The organism is Cytobacillus kochii (assembly GCF_044790165.1).
GTDB classification, from domain to species: domain Bacteria; phylum Bacillota; class Bacilli; order Bacillales; family Cytobacillaceae; genus Cytobacillus; species Cytobacillus kochii.
The window spans coordinates 2,788,370-2,807,718 of record NZ_CP085254.1; the positions used below are offsets into that span (position 1 = coordinate 2,788,370).

General features: G+C 36.8%; 20 protein-coding genes. 3 read left to right on the forward strand and 17 right to left on the reverse strand.

Going from position 1 to position 19,349, the window contains the following annotated elements:
- Nucleotides 1-33 precede the first annotated feature (33 nt).
- The 13 genes from LG276_RS14255 to LG276_RS14315 form a co-directional block, all read right to left on the reverse strand.
- Nucleotides 34-840, reverse strand: coding sequence for a GntR family transcriptional regulator (locus LG276_RS14255; protein WP_251161848.1), 807 nt, complete (start codon nucleotides 838-840; stop codon nucleotides 34-36).
- Nucleotides 841-1,523: 683 nt separating this feature from the next.
- Nucleotides 1,524-1,742 carry a YozE family protein gene (locus tag LG276_RS14260; RefSeq protein ID WP_095372886.1) on the reverse strand — a complete coding sequence of 73 codons (219 nt, stop codon included), beginning with the start codon at nucleotides 1,740-1,742 and terminating at the stop codon, nucleotides 1,524-1,526.
- A 68-nt stretch (nucleotides 1,743-1,810) separates the two neighbouring features.
- Nucleotides 1,811-2,101, reverse strand: a complete 291-nt coding sequence (locus tag LG276_RS14265) for a YokU family protein (protein WP_251161849.1) — start codon at nucleotides 2,099-2,101, stop codon at nucleotides 1,811-1,813.
- A 10-nt stretch (nucleotides 2,102-2,111) separates the two neighbouring features.
- Nucleotides 2,112-3,527, reverse strand: a complete 1,416-nt coding sequence (gene ablA / locus LG276_RS14270; protein WP_095372884.1) for a lysine 2,3-aminomutase — start codon at nucleotides 3,525-3,527, stop codon at nucleotides 2,112-2,114.
- Between the two features lie 208 nt (nucleotides 3,528-3,735).
- Nucleotides 3,736-5,160: a sigma-54-dependent Fis family transcriptional regulator gene (locus LG276_RS14275; RefSeq protein ID WP_306470008.1), complete on the reverse strand. Its 1,425-nt coding sequence runs from the start codon at nucleotides 5,158-5,160 to the stop codon at nucleotides 3,736-3,738.
- Nucleotides 5,161-5,235: 75 nt separating this feature from the next.
- Nucleotides 5,236-6,096 carry a putative beta-lysine N-acetyltransferase gene (gene ablB / locus LG276_RS14280; RefSeq protein ID WP_251161851.1) on the reverse strand — a complete coding sequence of 287 codons (861 nt, stop codon included), beginning with the start codon at nucleotides 6,094-6,096 and terminating at the stop codon, nucleotides 5,236-5,238.
- Nucleotides 6,097-6,166: 70 nt separating this feature from the next.
- Nucleotides 6,167-7,588, reverse strand: a complete 1,422-nt coding sequence (locus LG276_RS14285; RefSeq protein ID WP_251161852.1) for an aldehyde dehydrogenase family protein — start codon at nucleotides 7,586-7,588, stop codon at nucleotides 6,167-6,169.
- A 90-nt stretch (nucleotides 7,589-7,678) separates the two neighbouring features.
- Complete coding sequence (locus LG276_RS14290; RefSeq protein WP_251161853.1) at nucleotides 7,679-8,947, reverse strand: peptidase; 1,269 nt, start codon at nucleotides 8,945-8,947, stop codon at nucleotides 7,679-7,681.
- Between the two features lie 116 nt (nucleotides 8,948-9,063).
- Nucleotides 9,064-9,726, reverse strand: a complete 663-nt coding sequence (locus LG276_RS14295) for a 3-oxoacid CoA-transferase subunit B (RefSeq protein ID WP_224937547.1) — start codon at nucleotides 9,724-9,726, stop codon at nucleotides 9,064-9,066.
- Nucleotides 9,711-10,340 (reverse strand): CoA transferase subunit A, encoded by a 630-nt coding sequence (locus tag LG276_RS14300; RefSeq protein WP_251162022.1) that lies wholly within the window; start codon nucleotides 10,338-10,340, stop codon nucleotides 9,711-9,713. The genes LG276_RS14295 and LG276_RS14300 overlap by 16 nt, the downstream gene beginning before the upstream one ends.
- Before the next feature lie 59 nt (nucleotides 10,341-10,399).
- Nucleotides 10,400-11,770, reverse strand: coding sequence for an aspartate aminotransferase family protein (locus LG276_RS14305; RefSeq protein ID WP_251161854.1), 1,371 nt, complete (start codon nucleotides 11,768-11,770; stop codon nucleotides 10,400-10,402).
- A 332-nt stretch (nucleotides 11,771-12,102) separates the two neighbouring features.
- Nucleotides 12,103-13,077 carry an LD-carboxypeptidase gene (locus tag LG276_RS14310; RefSeq protein ID WP_224937544.1) on the reverse strand — a complete coding sequence of 325 codons (975 nt, stop codon included), beginning with the start codon at nucleotides 13,075-13,077 and terminating at the stop codon, nucleotides 12,103-12,105.
- Nucleotides 13,078-13,259: 182 nt separating this feature from the next.
- Nucleotides 13,260-13,433, reverse strand: a complete 174-nt coding sequence (locus LG276_RS14315) for a YjcZ family sporulation protein (protein WP_095372875.1) — start codon at nucleotides 13,431-13,433, stop codon at nucleotides 13,260-13,262.
- A gap of 206 nt (nucleotides 13,434-13,639) precedes the next feature.
- Between LG276_RS14315 and LG276_RS14320 the strand changes: the two genes are divergently transcribed.
- The gene (locus LG276_RS14320) at nucleotides 13,640-14,728 is read left to right on the forward strand and encodes an SGNH/GDSL hydrolase family protein (protein ID WP_251161855.1); all 1,089 of its coding nucleotides are present in this window, start codon (nucleotides 13,640-13,642) and stop codon (nucleotides 14,726-14,728) included.
- 78 nt (nucleotides 14,729-14,806) lie between these two features.
- A complete protein-coding gene (locus LG276_RS14325; RefSeq protein ID WP_251161856.1) occupies nucleotides 14,807-15,895 on the forward strand; it encodes a DUF3500 domain-containing protein in 1,089 nt (362 codons plus the stop codon).
- An 11-nt stretch (nucleotides 15,896-15,906) separates the two neighbouring features.
- On the opposite strand, the gene LG276_RS14330 is transcribed toward LG276_RS14325, so the two are convergent.
- From LG276_RS14330 to msrA, 3 genes are all read right to left on the reverse strand, one after another.
- The gene (locus tag LG276_RS14330) at nucleotides 15,907-16,686 is read right to left on the reverse strand and encodes an IclR family transcriptional regulator (RefSeq protein ID WP_224937541.1); all 780 of its coding nucleotides are present in this window, start codon (nucleotides 16,684-16,686) and stop codon (nucleotides 15,907-15,909) included.
- A gap of 148 nt (nucleotides 16,687-16,834) precedes the next feature.
- Nucleotides 16,835-17,272: a peptide-methionine (R)-S-oxide reductase MsrB gene (gene msrB / locus LG276_RS14335; protein ID WP_251161857.1), complete on the reverse strand. Its 438-nt coding sequence runs from the start codon at nucleotides 17,270-17,272 to the stop codon at nucleotides 16,835-16,837.
- Nucleotides 17,265-17,810 (reverse strand): peptide-methionine (S)-S-oxide reductase MsrA, encoded by a 546-nt coding sequence (msrA, locus tag LG276_RS14340; protein WP_251161858.1) that lies wholly within the window; start codon nucleotides 17,808-17,810, stop codon nucleotides 17,265-17,267. The genes msrB and msrA overlap by 8 nt, the downstream gene beginning before the upstream one ends.
- A gap of 196 nt (nucleotides 17,811-18,006) precedes the next feature.
- Between msrA and LG276_RS14345 the strand changes: the two genes are divergently transcribed.
- Nucleotides 18,007-18,678: a DUF4397 domain-containing protein gene (locus LG276_RS14345; RefSeq protein WP_251161859.1), complete on the forward strand. Its 672-nt coding sequence runs from the start codon at nucleotides 18,007-18,009 to the stop codon at nucleotides 18,676-18,678.
- An 83-nt stretch (nucleotides 18,679-18,761) separates the two neighbouring features.
- Here LG276_RS14345 and LG276_RS14350 read toward each other — a convergent pair whose 3' ends face one another.
- Nucleotides 18,762-19,343 carry a YpmS family protein gene (locus tag LG276_RS14350; protein ID WP_251161860.1) on the reverse strand — a complete coding sequence of 194 codons (582 nt, stop codon included), beginning with the start codon at nucleotides 19,341-19,343 and terminating at the stop codon, nucleotides 18,762-18,764.
- Nucleotides 19,344-19,349 lie beyond the last annotated feature (6 nt).

A 19,349-nucleotide genomic window follows, 5' to 3' on the forward strand; every position in this document is an offset into this window, starting at 1 on the left:
AAATATTCCCCCCTAATTTTAAATTTATTTTTTTTAGTAAATTGATAACATCTCTAAAGTCGGCTTATCATTATTATCTTTACTGTTACTTCTAATGGTGAATTGATAACAGTCTGTATTTAGATACATGAGCCCTGCTACAAGAGGAGAAGCATCTTTATAGTAAAATACTCTGCTTAATGTCATTAGAGGTTGGTTATTAGGGACGTTTAGCCTATTTGCTATTTCCTTCGTAACAGGACGTACCCCTATTGAACATCTTATTTCCTCAAGACCTAGCTGAGAATTATCTTTGCTTGTTTTTAACAATGTACTTAATGGTTGGTCCTCCACTTCTTCAATCATCTCTTCTGTAAAAACTAATTCAGGAGATAAATAGGTAATGTTAAAAGCGATCGGCATATCTTTTAAGTAAAATATTCGGTATATTGTACGTATCTTAGTATCCATCGAACATTCTAGTGCTTCGGCAATATTTTTTGAAATCTTTTCTTCACCGTATTTAACTAATTTTATTTTCACATTTAGACCTTGAACTGTTAAAGTTTCATAAAACCCTCTAAAGTTTTGCACGTCCAATACATCGTTCATAATGTCCGTCTGAATGATTGGAAATTTAACATACATACCTTTTCCTTGTTGAATGATAATTAGGTCTTCTTCCAATAAAAGTTTTATTGATTTACGAACCGTTAATCTGCTTACCCCATATTCTTCCGTTAATTCATGTTCACTAGGTAATCTCTGACCTGGCTCAAAGATGTTATTCTCAATCTTCCTTTGAAGGTCTTGAGCAATTTGTTTATACAAAGGGATATAACTTTCACGATTAATAGTCATCATAACTCTCCTCACATATATACATGTATATAGATGTTATATATAAACTTAAAAAAAATATTCTTTCGGGAAAACTCTTGAGATAAGTTCTATAATAAGTTTCATTCACCCTTAGTTTAAATTCCCACCTTCTTTTACGGTTTAGAAACTTCAAACTCCCCCATACATTTATACATGTATGTAGACGTTATATAACAAGGTAAAAAATACTAATCTATTCGTCTTATGATTAGGGTATGGCAAACGGGCGTTTAGACATCAACCTATTCCTACAGCCTTTTTCTAAAAATATCTCTTTCCTATCACCCCTCTTAACGAAGATTTGGGTGTATGCATAGCTTATTAACTAACATTTTATTAAAACTATTTGTAATTGTCAATTTATTCTTAATATTATATTTGCATTTATTATGAGTCAATCCATTAAATAAACATATCCTTCACTTCTTTTGATGATTATGGTCCTTGATGCTATCAAAGATATTATGTTACTTGCTCGGGGTATAAAACATGGTGGTCATTACCCAAGTCAATGATAAATAAAAAGCACCTTTAGGTAGATTGTTTTACGTATCTACTCTATAAGGTACTTTTATATTTACTTCCTACTTTCTTATATGAAACGTAAGTCTACACCATTGTTAATAGAATCATAGGCGAAGGAATTGGGTAATACTAAGCATTTATCCCTTATGATTATATAGTTCCCACGCTTCATCAAAGACAGTCATCGTTGCTAAATAAGATCCGTTTAACTCAAGGTAAGAACTGATTTCTTGATAGTTCTTAGACATTTTAGGAAAACTATGATCAAGGTAAGCATCGTTTGCAAAAATACTTATTTCATCCTTTGGTTCAGGATGGCGGTAGGTCATTAAAAAATGATAAAAAGATTTTGCCATCGTACCAACTTCCTTTAATCCGTTTTTCTACATCATGAAGGAAAGTTAATAACAAATCAAGCATTAGGTTAATCTAAATGAGAGAAATCAAAATAATTTCTCTTAAGCAATCGTGGTCTAGCCATCAATTCAGCAAAAGAAATCTCCTTATCTATTGTTTTCGTATCAATTAAAAAAAGTTGATCTTCAATTTCTTTAACTTGTTCATCAGGTTGATATTCCATATCACAGTCTTGGCACAAAATAGATGGTGTTTGGGTAATTTCTATTGCTTTTGTGCCATCTGGGAGCTCCCAAAACACACTGGCTTTTGTCTCTTCAATATGCTTACTATCACACCATGTACAATGGCTTTGCATTGTTATCACCTCACTCATTCGAAGCTGCCGTTTCCGACTCTGACCTTTTCTTTTGTTCTGCTTGGTATTTCTTTTCTTTTAACTCGTCACGTTTTTCCCTACGATTCTTCAAATTACTATGAGATGGATCATGGTCATAATTATCACGACGATTTAATCTTGATAATCCTTCTGGGACAAGATTAAATGCTTCATCATTCAATAGGCCAGCAATTCCTACTTTTGATTTCATATCTTCCATATCTCCATATACACCTTGGAAATAATCATCAGCTTTACCTGCGACATAGTTTTCAGGCTCTGGATAAGTCGTAATTACTCCCTCAAAGTTTCTTAAGACTACTTTATCAGCACTTTGTGAGATCAAGTAATTCGGTTGAAGAGAAATTTTCCCCCCTCCTCCTGGCGCATCGACCACAAAGGTTGGCACAGCATATCCTGAAGTATGACCTCGCAAGCCTTCAATAATTTCTAACCCTTTTGAAACAGGTGCACGGAAATGGCCAATCCCTTCAGATAAGTCACACTGATAAATATAATACGGCCTTACCCTAATCTTAACTAAGTCATGCATCAGCTTCTTCATAATTGCTACACTATCGTTGATTCCTGCCAAAATAACTGATTGATTCCCTACTGGCACACCAGCATTTGCTAACATTTCACAAGCCTTTTTCGATTCTTCAGTAATTTCAATCGATGTATTAAAATGGGTATTTAACCAGACTGGATGATACTTTTTCAAAATATTACATAGATTCTCCGTGATTCTTTGCGGGAATACGACAGGTGCTCTTGTACCAATTCTAATAATTTCCACGTGATCAATTTCTCGCAAGCTTTTTAAAATATACTCAAGTATTTTATCGTTAATTAATAGACCATCTCCTCCAGATATGAGGACATCACGAACTTCAGGTGTGTTTCTAATATACTCAATTGCATCATCTAATTGTTTCTTCGGCACACCCATGCCGATTTGACCAGAAAACCTTCTCCTTGTACAATAACGGCAATACATAGAACATTGATTAGTTACTAAGAAGAGGACACGATCTGGATAACGATGAGTCAATCCAGCAACAGGCGAATCCTCGTCCTCATGAAGTGGATCTTCCAAATCATATTTGGTTTTATGAATTTCTTCTGAAATGGGTACTGATTGCATGCGAATCGGACAGCGTGGATCATCTTGACTCATCAGTGAGGCATAATAAGGTGTAATATTCAATGGAATGGTTTTCGTTGATATTTTAACGCCTTCTTCTTCTTCAGGCGTTAAATCAATTACCTTTTTTAAATCATCTAACGTTCTTATCGTATTGGTTAGTTGCCATAACCAATCGTTCCATTTTTCCTCAGGTACATCTTTCCAAAGTTCGATATCCTTCCAATGCCTTTTTGGCTTATACAAAAACTGTTTCACATGATTTCCCCCTTCAAAGTAGTCGTCAATTTTAATATGCAAAAGCCATGCCAACTATTTCATTCTAAGAATAAGATATGCGAACACCTACACGGTGGATACAAATGGAAGGAACAGCTTATAGAAGGGCTTTTAACAAATGGTGGTCATAAAAAAAATGCCGACTATTCGGCACTTTAAGAAGAATATTTATTATGTCAAAGCTTAGTCATCCCATATCATCTTTAGCACCTGATATCACTTCAAGCCTTTGTAGTTTATATTGAAGCGTTTGCCTTGGAATTTGTAACAATTTAGCTGCTTTTAATATATTTCCCTCTGTCTGGTTGATGGCTTCCTCTATTAATTGGTTCTCCAATTTGGCTAAAGCGGGACGCAGGGCAAAGTCAGTTTGTTTAGTAGTGTCTTTCTTTTCTTGTACATATTGTTTAAGCATTAGAGGGAGATCTTGAATAGTCAGGACTGGTCCATTACACACATTCATCATATATTCGATCGTATGCTTAAGTTCCCTGACATTTCCTGGCCATTTGTACTTGAAAAAAAACTGCTGTACTTGTGGGTGTAGACCAGTAATATTTTTTAAAAATTGCTCGTTATATTGCTTAATGAAATGTTCAGTTAAGAAAACAATGTCTTTTTTCCTTTCTCTTAAAGGTAATAATTCAAACGTGAGTACATTTAAACGGTAGAATAAGTCTGCTCGTATGTTCCCTTCTGCTAGGGCAATTTGAGGGTGAATATTCATTGCCGCAATGACGCGAAAGTTCACATATGTGTTTGTTGTGCTTCCTAGTCTCCTCACTTGACCATCTTCTAACACACGTAATAGCTTCGCTTGTAGCTCAATAGGCATCGCATGAATTTCATCTAAAAATAATGTGCCTCCATCAGCCAACTCGAATAATCCTGGCCGATCCATGGCACCAGTATAGCTTCCTTTCGTTGTCCCGAATAAGACACTTTCTAATAAAGATTCTGGAATAGCAGCACAGTTTTGTGCAATAAAGGGAGCATTTGCCGAGAGTGATGCATCGTGTATTCCTTGAACAAATAATTCCTTTCCGCTTCCACTTTCCCCAATTACAAGCATCGGTGACTGTGAACGCGCTAGTTTTTTTGCTTCGTTTTTTACCGCTATCATTTTCTCATCTTCTGTTAATAAGCTATCAAGGGTATATTTGGTTGCATGTGAATGACTTGTTGCTGTTTTTCTTTTACTTTTTACTTTTGATCTTAAATCAATCAAACTATCATTCAGTTCTTTAATTCGCGAATAATCTTTCGCAATTTCAACCGCACCAGCAACTTTCCCATCAAGCTCGATTGGTAAAGTAGTATTGACGGTCTCAATCTGTTTTCCATATAAGTTTACATAACTTTGCTGTTCATTGATCATTGGTTGCTGAGTTTGCATGACATTAAACAATGTGCTCGTATTTTTGTTTAACGAGGGAAAAACGTCTAAAAGTGGTCTCCCTAACACTTCTTCTATTTTTAAACCATCATGTTTGGCAGCTATCTCATTGTAGTAGATAGTATAGCCATGTTGATCAACAACATGAATCCCTTCGTCTATGCTATTTAAAATTGCTGATAAGACCTCTTTAGAAATACCGTACTCGCTTGTCAATCTCATTCCCCCTCTATTCCATAAATACAGATGAGGTGCCGAAAACTTGTCATACATTGCCAACTTTTGGGCAAATTATTTTAAAATCGTTGTTGATAAATCTTTTACCCAAACATTCATATCCTCGAGTTTATTAAAAATATAACAATTCTTTCCTAACCTTCCACGATAGGCGTAGTCTAATTGGTGTAGGGCTGCGTTCATACCAAAGGATAAAGAACGAGCAATCGAATAAGCACAAAAGATCCCATCATTTGCAAGTTCCTTCTCTAATCTCTGTAATAACACTTTCATTAATCCATGCTTACGATGTTCCACTAAAGTAGCACAATCCGTTAGCTCTGCGTTTTTATAATCATTATTTACTTCTGCTGAAGCAGCGCTTACAATTTCATCTGCATAAACATAACCAAAATAAATCGTACCATCATTCATTGTTTTCTTAATATACTCGGGGTCATGAAGAGGCGTTGGATATACTTCAAATATAGCCCGATAAAGTGTAGCCAACCCTTTGGCATCATTTTCTGTCATTCTTCTTAATTGATAGTCTGCGGGTGGGATATTTACTTGAAACTCCTTTGACAATTTAGAAACATTTTCAACAATCTCATCTTCTTTTATCCAGTCATCGCTTCTTCTTCTTTCTGTTTGATAATACTTACAGAAGAAGAATAAATCAGACCCAAGAAAATAGCGATTTATGGTAGCTTCACATAGAAAACCATTCTGTATCAGCGTTTCAAAATCCTCCTTTCTTGCTTTAATTATTACCTTTTCAATCTCATGTTCATCGGAAACTTCAGTTATTTTTTTTATGATTGCGCACATATCACCACGATAATCATCAATCCTTATTCGTTTATTATAGAAATCCTTTACAACGTCCATTACGTAATGATTTGTACACAGTTTTTCCTGTATGATTTTAACCATTTTTCGCCCTCCATTATAGAAAAAGCCCGGCTTTCGCCGAGCCTTCATATTCTGTTACTCATTTGGTTCCCTACTCTAAGCGAAAGCTTACTAGTTTCATTTCAGTCATTTCTTCCACCGCATATTTTATTCCTTCTCTACCTGTTCCACTTTCCTTCACGCCTCCATATGGCATATGATCTACTCTAAATGTTGGGAAATCATTAATCATCACACCGCCAACGTGCAGCTTTTTCGCAGCCTGAAACGCTCTTTGCAAGTCATTTGTAAACACACCTGCTTGCAATCCATATTTAGATTGATTCACCCAATCAAGTGCAGTATCAAATGAAGCAAACTCATTAATATGAACGACAGGGGCAAAGGCTTCCTCACAAGAAACTTTATCATCCAACCTTGTATTTAATAATACAGTTGGTTGCAGTACACCCTCTTCTTCTCTTCCTCCATATGCTAACTCGGCACCATTCCTTATCGCTTCATCAATCCATGCTGAAGCCCTCACTGTATCGTCTTCAGATATCAAAGCTGATACATCTGTTCGGTCATCGAGGGGGTTTCCTAAATGAAGCTTTTTGGTTTCAGCGACAAAGGCTTTCACAAAAGAAGCAAAAACATTTTGATGAACGAAGACTCTTTGTACGGAAATACACACTTGACCTTGAAAATTATAAGCTCCAGCAACAATCCGAGGTACGATTCTTTCAATATTTGTATGTTCATCAACAACTACAGCTGAATTGGATCCTAATTCAAGCGTCACCCTTTTTAAACCAGCATTTTCTTTAATTGATTTTCCAACTGCAGGCGAGCCCGTAAAAGTAATCATCGCAATTCGTTCATCACTGGTGAAAACATCGCCGATTACACTCCCGCTCCCTGTAACAACATTGAGCGCACCTGCTGGAAGACCTGCTTCTTGAAACATTTCGGCGATTTTATAGGCTGATAGCGGAGTTTGACTTGCTGGTTTAAGCACAACAGCATTTCCAGCTGCAATTGCAGGACCAACCTTATGAGCAACAAGATTCATAGGAAAATTGAAAGGGGTAATCGCAGCAATAACCCCAAGTGGTTCGCGGACGGTGTAAGCCACCCTTCCCTCTCCTCCTGGAGCCGCATCCATAGGGATTGTTTCACCTTGGATATTCCTTGCTTCTTGAGCGGCAAATCGATAGGTCATAATGGTCCGCTCTACTTCTGCTAATGCCGCTTTTATCGGTTTGGCTGCTTCTTTTGCAATAATCTCAGCACAATTTTGTTTTTGCGCCTTTAATTGTTCAACAACTGATTCTAATATCTCTGCTCTTTGATAAGCAGGCATTTCTCTCATTTTTTTCGCCGCTTCATTTGCTGCTTCTATCGCCTCTTCTACTTCATTTGATGAAGCTTGAGCGATTTCTGCTATTACCTCTTGGTTATAAGGACTTTTTAGTGCTTTTAATGTTTGCGTATTTTTATGTTTTCCGTTAATCCATAATAATTGCTGCATCTAAATTGCCTCCTACTAATCTTTTAATAATGTTTGTTTATCTATTATTTACCCTACTGCAACCAACAACTAACCTAAGCAACTATCTATTTACTCTTCAACCATGCCACACCATGAAACAATGGAGAGGGCAATGACCTCAGCAGCCTCAAATACGTCGTCTAAAAAAATATATTCATTAGCATCATGAGCAGAAGCTGTGACACCTGGACCAATGACAACAACCGGTGTATGACCAACGTTTGATAAGATACCTCCGTCCGTTCCCCACGGAGATGCTTCAATGATTGCTTCTTTATTTGTCACCCTTTCAAAAGCTTTACCGACAGTAGTGATTAATGGATGATCACTTTCTAGATTCCCCGGTTGCCACCTACCTCCAAACCATTCAATACTTGGGATATTTTCTGATAGCCATCCATCTTTCACACACACCTCATCAATGGCCGCTTCTAATTCTTTTTCTACGTCTTCCATTCTCTCATGAGGAGCTACACCGATTCTGCCCTCAATTATAGCTATATCCGGTACAGAGGATGGCCAATCTCCACTCTTAATTTTGCCAATATTCACTGGCACAGGAATGGGTATATTTTTATATAAAGGATCGTCAATTCTCGCATTTCGCACTCTCTCTAGCTGCTGAAGTCCTTCTATGATTAACATCGATTTTTCAATGGCATTGATTCCTTCATATCTGGTGCCACCATGTGCTGATTTACCTTTCACAGATACACGAAACCACATTGAGCCTTGTTGCTTTGGAAATACTTTCATATTAGTAGGCTCTGGGATGATCGCGCCGTCCGCTTGGTAACCTCGTAAAACAGCTGCTAATGTTCCTGCTCCTCCACTTTCTTCTTCTATCACACTTTGAAAGATAACATCACCTTTCAGTTTAATATTTGAAGCAATAATCGCTTCTAAAGCGAGTAGTAATGCGGCTGTTCCACCTTTCATATCTGTTGTACCTCTACCGTACATTTTACCTTCTTGGATATGCCCACTATACGGATCATCTGTCCAGTCATTTATATCCCCTTCTGGTACAACATCAATATGACCATTTAAAATGATTGATTTGCCGTCTCCTTTGCCCTTTAGAACAGCGACTACATTCGGATTACCACTATAATCCTTTCTATCAGAACAATAAGCAGGATGTTTAAGCAGCTCTTCATCTCCAATTTCCCATATATCGAGGGCAAGCCCTAATTTACGGCATTTTTCGATAATAATTGCTTGTGCACTACTCTCGTGTCCACGCGTACTCTTTTCTTGAACAAGCCTTTGTAAAAAACGTGTACCCCTCGCTCGATTTTCATTTAACCAGTCTTTGAGTTTTAAATCTTCATTCATCGAAGCCCCACTCCTTTAAAGATATCGTCGATGGTGAAAAAGCTTGAATCATGTATAAGAAGGAAAAAAGTGCTTTCTTTTCAGTTATTCGCTAATGCTAAGTATTTTCCTTTGCCCTATGAAAAAATAATCTTGTCATGGAGTGACACAGTGGCATCAGTAAGTTGTAATACTTCATCAATAGTATGAGGTTTAAAGACCTCATGAAGAACTAATCCACGATTTTTCTCAACCAAAAAAACTGCCATATCTGTAATAACCATATTGACACAAGCAGTTGAGGTTAAAGGAAGACTACATTTTTGCACAATTTTTGATTGACCGTGTTTATCCGTTTGATTCATGACGACAATCACTTTTTTCGCTTTTTGGGCAAGCTCCATCGCCCCCCCCATCCCCGGTACCTTTTTACCCGGGACAATCCAATTAGCTAAATCACCGGTTTCACTCACTTGTAATGATCCTAAAATGGTTAAATCCACCTTACCCCTACGAATCATGCCAAAAGCGAGTGCGCTATCAAAATAAGAACCACCTGCAACTAAAGAAACAGGAAATCCACCGGCATTGCATAAGTTTTCATCTTCTTCACCATGGATTGGGCTCGGTCCCATCCCAATAATGCCATTCTCTGCATGAAACATGACGGCAAAATCTCGAGGGAGATGATTAGGTACTAATGAGGGTATACCTATGCCAAGATTCACAACCATTCCAGATTGGATTTCTGCAGCTGCTCTTTTGGCCATACGATTACGCGTTTCTATTGCCAAGCCCATTTCCAGTCCACCCCCTCAGATTGAATGATATAATCAACAAATACACCAGGCGTAATGATTTCTTCTGCCTGTAAACTTCCAACTGGAACAATTTCTTCTACTTCAGCAATGGTAATGTCTCCTGCCATCGCACAAAGTGGATTCGTATTTCTTGCACTTTTATCAAAAATGAGATTACCAAATGTATCTGCCTTCTTAGCATAAACGATACTAATATCCGCTGTTAACGCCGTTTCAACCATATAGCGCTTTTCACCGATTTCACAAAAAACCTTGCCCTTTTGTACGATATCATTATCGATGGCAATATCTGATAAAATTCCTGGCAACCCCATACCGCCTGCTCTGATACGCTCTGCCAGTATCCCTTGTGGAGAAAATTCAACCGCCAGCCTCCCATCTGTCATTAATTGGCCTGCAATCGGATTAGAGCCGATATGAGAAGTAATGATGTGAGATACACGGCCGAGGCTAACGATTTTTCCAATACCAATATGAGGAAACCCAGTATCGTTACCAATAAGCTTTAACTGTGAGACCCCTTTTTGCTTAATCGCTTCAATCAGTGTCGGCGGTGATCCTACCCCACCAAAACCACCATACATTAATGTCATACCATCAAAAAATAAGTGATCCACTTGTTCAATAGATGAAACTTTATTGAGTGCCTGTTTCACTCTTCATCACCTTCTAACTTTAACTCGACTTCGTTTAAATAAAAGTTCGTAAATTGCTGTAAGGTTTCTTGCAAGCGTTGAATTAAGTCATCCATTTCTTTATAAGTAATATTCAAAGGGGGGGCAATCATAATTGCATCCCCATTCACACCGTCTGAACCTGCACCAGCAGGATAAACAAGTAACCCATGATGTTGAGCAATACTAATCATACTTTCGGTTACTTTCATCGCCCTAGGGAATGGCTTCTTTTCTACAAAGTTCTGGACAAACTCTATCCCCAGCATTAAACCTCTTCCCCTTATATCCCCGATAAATGAGAAACTTTTTTGTAGTTGTAACAACTTTGCTTTTAAATATTCACCTTTTTTCTTTACTTCAGGTATAATTTTATTCTTTTCTAAATATTCTATGACAGCGAGTGAAACGGCACAGGCTTGAGGGTTAGCACTCAATGTATGCCCCCCCATAATTGTCTTAGAACCTGAAACAATCGGTTCCATCACATGATCACCGACTAAAGTAGCAGCAATCGGCGTGTATCCCGCACCCATCCCTTTACCTAATGTAACGATATCTGGTTCAACACCCCACTGCTCACAAGCGAGCATTGTGCCTGTGCGTCCAAATCCAGTCATTACTTCATCTGCAATAAATAAGATTTGATGGCGCTCACAAATCTCTTTAATAATCTTGTAATAATCTTGCGGTGGAGTGATAGCTGCCCCCGATGCCCCAATGATCGGCTCCGCTATAAAAGCAGCAATATGCTCACTCCCTATCCTTCTAATAATATTATCTAACTCATTTGCACAGAGGTAACCACACTCAGGAGCTTCTTTATTGTACGGACACCTGTAACAATAAGGAGGTTGAATCACTGGAAAATCTTCCAATAGGGGAATAAACCGCGCTCTTCTCCCAGTATGCCCTGACATAGAAAGTGCACCTAATGTGATTCCGTGATAACTCATCCATCTAGATAAAACCTTTGTCTTGGTCATCACACCTTTTTCTTGCCAATATTGAATACTAATTTTCATGGCCGTTTCTGTTGCTTCCGACCCGCTATTGACAAAGAAACACCAATTCAACTCTGGGAAGGATAAACTAGCTATTTTCTTGGCTAACTTTTCAGCTGGCTCACTTGTGAACTGTGAGCGATATACAAAAGATACTCGCTTAGCCTGTTCTGTCATTGCATCAATAATTTCCTGAACTCCATGACCGATATTTGCCGTAATCGCTCCAGATGAAGCATCGAGATATTCCTTCCCCTCACTATCGTACAAATATACACCTTTGCCATAATCAATCATTGGATACTCTGCATCTATTACAGGTTTGATTAAATATGTGCGGTCCATCCCCATCCCCCTTACTAATCGAGCATTCAAAAGTACATAAAGAAAACCCGCTAAAACCTACCAATAACATGTGAGGTAAACGAGCAATGAAGTATTATTATTTTTTTGGAGCGGGCGAATCAGATTGATTTATGTTTTTATTTCAATTGTATGTTTGAGAAATGTAAAACTTTCTTAAAGATTTAAAAGAATATTTTAGTTGCCATTGTTATGAACTGAAATGAGGGATTTGATGAAGGCTCTAAGTGTGAAGTCAGCTTGATTTGTGTATTAATGACTTAACGATTAAAAAAACAGTATACCCAATTTCATGGGCACACTGTTTTCCCTATCTATTCACCTACAAAAATCTCCACATCTTCTTTTTCCGCTTTAATGGTGGCATACGATCCAAACGGAATCGTCGCAGCTTGATTTGTATGTCCAAAGTCAATATTAGCAATAATTGGAACGCCGCTCATTTCCTTTTTCGATTCAATCATTTTCTTTAAGAAATATTCAGTAACCTGTGATTCCTTTTGAAATCTCCCGATAAGAATCGCTTTTATCTCATTCGCCTCTTTTTGCTGTAGCAGAGATTGCAGCCCCCGTTCAAAAAGAAAGGGATGTGATTCTTCATTATCCTCAATAAAGATAATCGCATCTTTCAATGAAGGCATATATTCTGTCCCTTGTAATGACGTTAATGTTGATAAATTTCCACCTATTAATTTTCCGCTTGCCTCTCCTTCCTGAAGTACAAGATAGCCTTCGGATGCTATATACTGCTTTTCATCTTGCTCCAGATGCCATGGATCATCACTCCATTTATCCGCAGGCTCAATTTCATACATGCCATCAGTCGTTACTGCTTGAAGGAAGCTATTGAGTGTATATTCAAACCCATATTTTATACCAAAATCAGCAAAGAAAGGGCCGGAGTATGTAATTAAGCCCGTCTTATGATGAATGGCAGCTAGCAATGCTGTTATATCACTATACCCACAAAAAACCTTTGGGTTGTTTTTAATTAATGAATAATCAATTGATTTTAATAATTGATTGGTATTATAACCGCCTATACCAGCTATAATCGCTTTAACATTCGGGTCACCAAACGCATCATGTATATCTGCCACTCTTTGCTCAATACTTGTACTAAAAAAATCATCATGTTCGAGGACATATTGACCATATGTTATATTAAATCCTAAATTAGCTAACCGTTCTTCTGCTAATCTTCTTTGTTCACCCTTTATGACAGCCATACTTCTTGAAGGAGCAATGATTCTGATTTCATCTCCTGATTGTAATCTTTTAGGAAACATCTATGTACACATCCACTTTTTTCTTTCTATTTTACCGTAATTTTCATCTCATTTCGACAAGATACATGAAATCTTGTTAATAATCGCTCAACGATTTTCCATTTGTTATTCACTGACAAATATGTTGATGAAAAAAAAAGAGAGACTCCTAAAAGCCCCTCCTTATTCTTTATTCTTTATTATTACCAGTTACCGCACCAGCTAGCACCGATGATTACTAACAAGATAAATAATACTACAATTAACGCAAAGCCACCGAATGCTCCATTTCCACAACCACCGTATCCACCTACTGGATAACTATAATAAGGTTGAACTTGTTGAGCACAAGGATCGCATCCATATCCGTAATTCATAATCATTCCACTCCTCTTTTTGTTTTAGGCATTTTCAAAATCATCATATGACATAGGTTCTTGTCCTGCATGTGTTTTTGCCCAATTTTTTTAGAATGTCAGTTTTTTTCTTTTTCCTCTAGACGTAAAGCGTTTTCATCTCATACAATTTAATTACAAGATAAATTGGGTAATCTAAAATTGTCATATTTAAAGGAGTACAAAGAATGAAAAGAAAATCACTCCTCCTATGTTCCATGTTATGTATTGGATTTATATTTTTATTTCAATTCTTTCAAGAACCTAAAGTGGAGGGAGATCAATCAGTAGAGAATTTTTATGAAAAAGTAGGAAGCGAAAAAACAATTAACTATTTAATCATTGGTGATAGTATTGGTAGAGGATCAGGAGCATCAGAGCCAAATAAAAGATGGTTTCAAATATGGGAAAATAAAATGAAAGATACATATGATGTTGATTTTAAGCGTCATATGGTTGTACAAAGCGGAAGCACTGCTTTTGAAGGGTTAAATAAGCTGAACGCCACTCCGCACCTTGGAAGCATCGATTTAACTTTTATTGTGTTCGGGGAAAATGACCGAAAATATATGAACGAAAAGCAGTTTGCCCAATTTTATGAGGGACTTCTTAGACAAGTAAAGAAAGATTATCCTGATACAGAAATATATACATTAACGGAATCACCTTTAGATAATGAATTATTCATTCAAAAGATCACAGACATCTCAGCCCATTATTTAGCTAAGAATATTGATTTACGCCCCGTATTTAGTGAATCAACTTATTCTGCTTTTGAATTAACCACAGACCTTGTACATCCAAACGATAGAGGCTATCAACTTTATGCCGAAGCGATTTTTCAAGAAACACAAAAGTTGATGAATCAGGATACGCAAATAGCTGTTCTAGCTGCTCCTCTTCATGATGACGTGAATATCGCCTTACAACAATCTTCTGCCTACACACATGCCAGCCATCCATATAAAGGTATTTACTGGTACAGTGAAAATGCTGGAGAAACAATCAAATTTTCCTTCTCCGGAACTTTTCTCGGGATGAAGGTGAAGAGTCACCCTGCAGGAGGCATGCTAGATATTTATATTGACGGTCAACCTGTACGAACATTATCAACGTGGTGGCCTTTAGAAAAAGAAAGACATCTATATATATCAAGCGGTTTAGAGAAAGGTATTCATCAAGTTACATTTACTGTATCCAAGCAAAAATCCATCTTTAATGAATCAGGTAAAGCGGAAATATTTCTTTCAACGATCATAACCGAGGGTACGAACTAGACCGTTTTTCAAAATAAGTGAATGAGCTCTCCTTCCTTTACACACATTAACAAAAAAAGGACAGGGAGAGTTTTTCTCATGTATCGATGTTTAGTATTACTCGTTTTCATAGCCTTCATATATTCCAATCATGTGCTTGCCTCTTTTTCTCCAACAGCAGCAGAATTACAAGAACAAGATTACATTCTTGAACAACTCAACCATATCTTAGATGAACCCCATATCACGAGTAAGGAAGAATCAGTTGAACTTGCACATCAACTTTTCGAAAGTTTAAATGAAGAACAAAAAGAAGAGATGATTCTTCCACTAAATAAGGCAATTGCACATAAATGGTCTAATTTACCTATTAATCAAGCAAGTAGAAATGGCGTCCCCTTATCTGAACTAAATACACAAAGTTTTATACTCGCCATGCTATTACTTCAAGCAAATCTCAGTCCGCTTGGCTTTGAACATATGACAGAAATCATTAAAGCTGATTACTTTTTATCAACAACAATAAAGAACCCTCCATTTAAATGGGGGGCACAAGAATATTATTTCTCTATACACGGAAACCCTTCCTTTACAAAACCTTGGATGATTCAACTAACAGGGCATCATCTTGCAGAGAATATTTTCATTAACCGTTCTAAAACAACGATTACCCCTGAGTTTACGGGGACGCAACCTCGTATGTTTCAAATAAATAATCGTACGTATCATCCAATGAATGCAAAAGTAAATGCTGTCCATGCACTCTTATTATCTCTATGTAATGAGCAAAAACAGCAAAGTAAACTTAATGACGAGTTTAACGACATTTTACTAGGCCCCGGATATGACCAATCGTTCCCCACTCAGGAAGGTTTACTTATAAAAAATCTAAACACGGAGCAACAAATACAAGTAAAACACATGATTGAGGAATGGGTCGCTCATGCACCTTATGAAGCAAGAAAGGCATTGCTACACACGTATTTATCTCAGGAACAACTACAGAAAACGACGATTGCTTGGGCTGGTTCAACTTCAATCAAGCGACCGGGTAGTTACTTTCGTATTGATGGGCCGCAAATTTGGATAGAAATCTATAGTAAAGAGGGAGTTGCCAATAAAAAACAAGCACATGTACATTCTATATGGCGCGATAAATTAAATGATTATGGGGGGATATTGAAATAAATAACATCAGTCTAATTTTTCTGTATCTTACCTGTTATAATCCTGGCTCCTTCAATGACAGTTTCAACTAGCTCTTGTTCTTCATAATCATCAATACGAACAGACGGGATGGTAATAGATATACTTGCTAAAATTTCATTTTGAGGATTAAATATCGGTGCGCTATATGAAATCGCACCTTTCACTCTTTCACCATTACTTTTGGCATATCCTCTTTGTTGAATAGATTGTAGCTCCTCATATAAGACATCTTTATCAATAATCGTCGTACTTGAAAGAGGTTCGAATTGGATTTTTGCTAAATACTCTTTTTGGATGTCTGCTGGGAAATAAGCCAATAGTATCTTTGCTGAAGCGCCTGCATATAGTGGTGATTCTTGTCCCACCGTAATCATCGTTTGTAGTTGATGACTGCTTGCGATAAAATCTATACACTTTCTTTTTTCATTTTCAATCACATTTAAACTAATGCACTCTTCTATTTTTACCCACATTTCTTTCATTACTGGGGCGGCTATGTTTAAAAAACTTGTGTTTTTTTCTACTAAATGACCTAAAAACAATAACTCTAATCCTAACTGATATCTTTTTGTTTCTGAATTTTTATGTAATAAGCCTTCATAAACAAGTGTAGAAAGCAATCTTTGCAAACTAGGTTTAGAAAGGCCCGTACGTTTATGTAATTCTGTTAATGACAAAGTTTTATGCTCATAAGAAAAAGATCGTAGAATTTGTAATGCTTTATGTAAGGTTTGCATCGAATAGTTCTTTTTAAACATTTGATCATTCATGGATGCATCCATCACCTCTTAAATAATATTTACTTTACAATAAATTTACCATTTTCAAAACCTTTCCACAAGCGGAAAAAGATTTCTTGGGAAATGAAAAAGAAGGATTCAACTAAAGTGAATCCTCCTTGGTCTAAATACACTTATATTAAGCATCTTCAGCAAATAATTTCAGATAACGCCCATAGCCTTCTTTCTCCATGTCTTCATAGGGTATGAATTTTAAAGAGGCCGAATTAATACAATATCTTAATCCATTTTCACCTGGCCCATCATTAAACACATGACCTAAGTGAGAATCAGCTTCCTTACTGCGAACCTCTGTTCGAACCATATTGTGACTGTAGTCTTCTTTTTCTAATACTTCTTTCTCTTCTATTGGTTTGGTAAAACTTGGCCAACCACAGCCTGCATCATACTTTTCAGTTGAACTAAATAATGCCTTACCTGAGACGATGTCAACATATATTCCCTTTCTAAATTCATCCCAGTATTCATTTCTAAATGGCGGTTCCGTACCATTATTTTGTGTGACATAAAATTGCATCTCATTTAATTTATTCTTCAAATCTTTTTTCTCACTCATCTTTTTTCCCACCCCAATTTTGTTTAATAAATCCTGCTCTACCTGAGCCTTGATGGTAGGCCTGGTAATGAGTTGGATTTTTCTTATAATAATGTTGATGATACTCTTCTGCAGGATAGAAAGCTTTTGCTGGTAATATCTTTGTCACGATTGGATCTTTAAAAGGCCCCTCTTTCTCCAATCTTTCTTTTGAAGCTTCGGCCAATTGTTTCTGCTGTTCATTATAATAAAAAATAGCCGTCTGATAAGATTGGCCTCGATCGTAAAATTGACCACCAGTATCGGTTGGATCAATTTGTTGCCAATACAGTTCAAGTAATCTTTTATACGGGAAAATCGTTGGATCAAACGTGATTTGCACCGCTTCATAATGACCAGTCGTTTCCGAGCAAACCTCTTCATAAGTTGGATTTTCTTTATCACCGCCGGTATAACCAGATATTACCGCTTTAATGCCCGGTAACTCATCAAATGGTTTGACCATACACCAAAAACAACCACCGGCAAATGTCGCTTTTTCCTCATTATTATTCGCCATCTTGTCACACCTCATTTTTATTTTCCTTAGCTCTTAAAGAAATAGCTTGTAACACTAAGATAAAGAAAAGTGGATGTAGATGCAAATAAACAACCTTCAATTACTACTTATGTTCTCCGAAATCCTCTTCGCGATAATTTTTTATCGCATTAAACATATCGATGAATACAATAATGAAAAATCATAAGTAAGGAGGTTGGCTTATTTAATGGTGCAGCAATCAACTTCAGAGCAAAAGGTCTTACAAAAAATGTCGTCATCTGCCAATCAACTACTGAATCAGAACTTAGATGCATTAGGCTATATCCAATTCTTTCATCTCTCTTCAAGTAGCAAAATGATAGATATCTTTATAAATGGTGTCAAGATATACAAACAAATTTCTTATAAACAATTGACTAATAAACTCGCATTACCTGCCTCTAGTTACCATATTGATATTTATCCAACAGACGTCATGGTCTCATCTTTACTTAGTAGAAAAATTGAAGTCCTCCCCGAAACATTGCATAATATCGCACTCTCAGGTGAAGCAAATGACATGAAATATACGGATACACCAACTAGTATCTCCATACCAAATTCACTCAATGCAAAATTTATTCATCTGGTAGCTGATGGTCCATCATTCAAACCGGTAATATTAGCCCCTAAAAGTGAGGAATTGCCACTCATACAATACAAGCAATCGAGTAAATGGATGAATCTTTCGCCTAGTATGCTTCAAGGCTGTATTTACGGTTACCCTTATAGAGATTATCTCACTTCGTTTCGCTTTCCCCTACAGCCTCAAAAGCAACATCTTATCTATATCTTTGGTTCTGTGACAGGAGATCCACCATTAGAACTCATGGTACTTATTCAATAACTGCCAGAACTTTTCTTATTCGTTCATATAAAAACCTGTAGCAGGTATATTACTCAATAAGAGTACTCGCTACAGGTTAATGCTTACTTTACCGGTACTAATAAGGTAAAGTCAATATCATCTTCTTCTAAATTGAAGTCATTCACTTTTACTTTTATATCACTTTTTAGATCCATTTCTGTTAACGCTACATAGATTTTCTCTTCATTTGGTTGGATGACTACCCAATCTGGTGTTTTATAATGATTATTAATGAGTTTGAGTAAGAAGGATATCGGTAAATCCATTTGGCCGATGGATAAATCCTTTTGTTCCAATACAACATCCCCGTTTGGTAATACAGAGGGTTCAAAAGACATTCTTAAACGCAACTGTTGACTGAATACCGGTAAGGTGCCGTATAGATTCACTTCATCATCTAACCTTACTTCATAGTCCAGTCCTCCGTCTAAAATTTCTTCCTCTAAGTAATGATTAATTAAGAGGTTTAAATCATTTTTATTTGTTGATATATGAAATGGAGCGTAATCCGCCTCATTTAATTGCACACTTTCATAAGGGTCATCCTTCGCTGGAATACTAACCATAATAAATAAAATAAGCGCAAATAGAATGATTATACCCAGTAGCCCTAAGAAAAGCACTTTCCATTTATTCCCCTTCAATGAAGC

Excerpts from the sequence above, each read along its gene's own strand:
- LG276_RS14320 (WP_251161855.1), top strand. The coding sequence starts at position 13,640 with ATGAAAAGAAAATCACTCCTCCTATGTTCCATGTTATGTATTGGATTT.
- LG276_RS14285 (WP_251161852.1), bottom strand. The coding sequence starts at position 7,588 with ATGCAGCAATTATTATGGATTAACGGAAAACATAAAAATACGCAAACA.
- LG276_RS14330 (WP_224937541.1), bottom strand. The coding sequence starts at position 16,686 with ATGAATGATCAAATGTTTAAAAAGAACTATTCGATGCAAACCTTACAT.
- msrB (WP_251161857.1), bottom strand. The coding sequence starts at position 17,272 with ATGAGTGAGAAAAAAGATTTGAAGAATAAATTAAATGAGATGCAATTT.
- ablB (WP_251161851.1), bottom strand. The coding sequence starts at position 6,096 with ATGGTTAAAATCATACAGGAAAAACTGTGTACAAATCATTACGTAATG.
- LG276_RS14265 (WP_251161849.1), bottom strand. The coding sequence starts at position 2,101 with ATGCAAAGCCATTGTACATGGTGTGATAGTAAGCATATTGAAGAGACA.
- msrA (WP_251161858.1), bottom strand. The coding sequence starts at position 17,810 with ATGGCGAATAATAATGAGGAAAAAGCGACATTTGCCGGTGGTTGTTTT.
- LG276_RS14300 (WP_251162022.1), bottom strand. The coding sequence starts at position 10,340 with ATGACATTAATGTATGGTGGTTTTGGTGGGGTAGGATCACCGCCGACA.
- LG276_RS14315 (WP_095372875.1), bottom strand. The coding sequence starts at position 13,433 with ATGAATTACGGATATGGATGCGATCCTTGTGCTCAACAAGTTCAACCT.
- LG276_RS14255 (WP_251161848.1), bottom strand. The coding sequence starts at position 840 with ATGACTATTAATCGTGAAAGTTATATCCCTTTGTATAAACAAATTGCT.
- LG276_RS14290 (WP_251161853.1), bottom strand. The coding sequence starts at position 8,947 with ATGAATGAAGATTTAAAACTCAAAGACTGGTTAAATGAAAATCGAGCG.
- LG276_RS14295 (WP_224937547.1), bottom strand. The coding sequence starts at position 9,726 with ATGGGCTTGGCAATAGAAACGCGTAATCGTATGGCCAAAAGAGCAGCT.
- LG276_RS14310 (WP_224937544.1), bottom strand. The coding sequence starts at position 13,077 with ATGTTTCCTAAAAGATTACAATCAGGAGATGAAATCAGAATCATTGCT.
- LG276_RS14325 (WP_251161856.1), top strand. The coding sequence starts at position 14,807 with ATGTATCGATGTTTAGTATTACTCGTTTTCATAGCCTTCATATATTCC.
- LG276_RS14305 (WP_251161854.1), bottom strand. The coding sequence starts at position 11,770 with ATGGACCGCACATATTTAATCAAACCTGTAATAGATGCAGAGTATCCA.
- LG276_RS14260 (WP_095372886.1), bottom strand. The coding sequence starts at position 1,742 with ATGGCAAAATCTTTTTATCATTTTTTAATGACCTACCGCCATCCTGAA.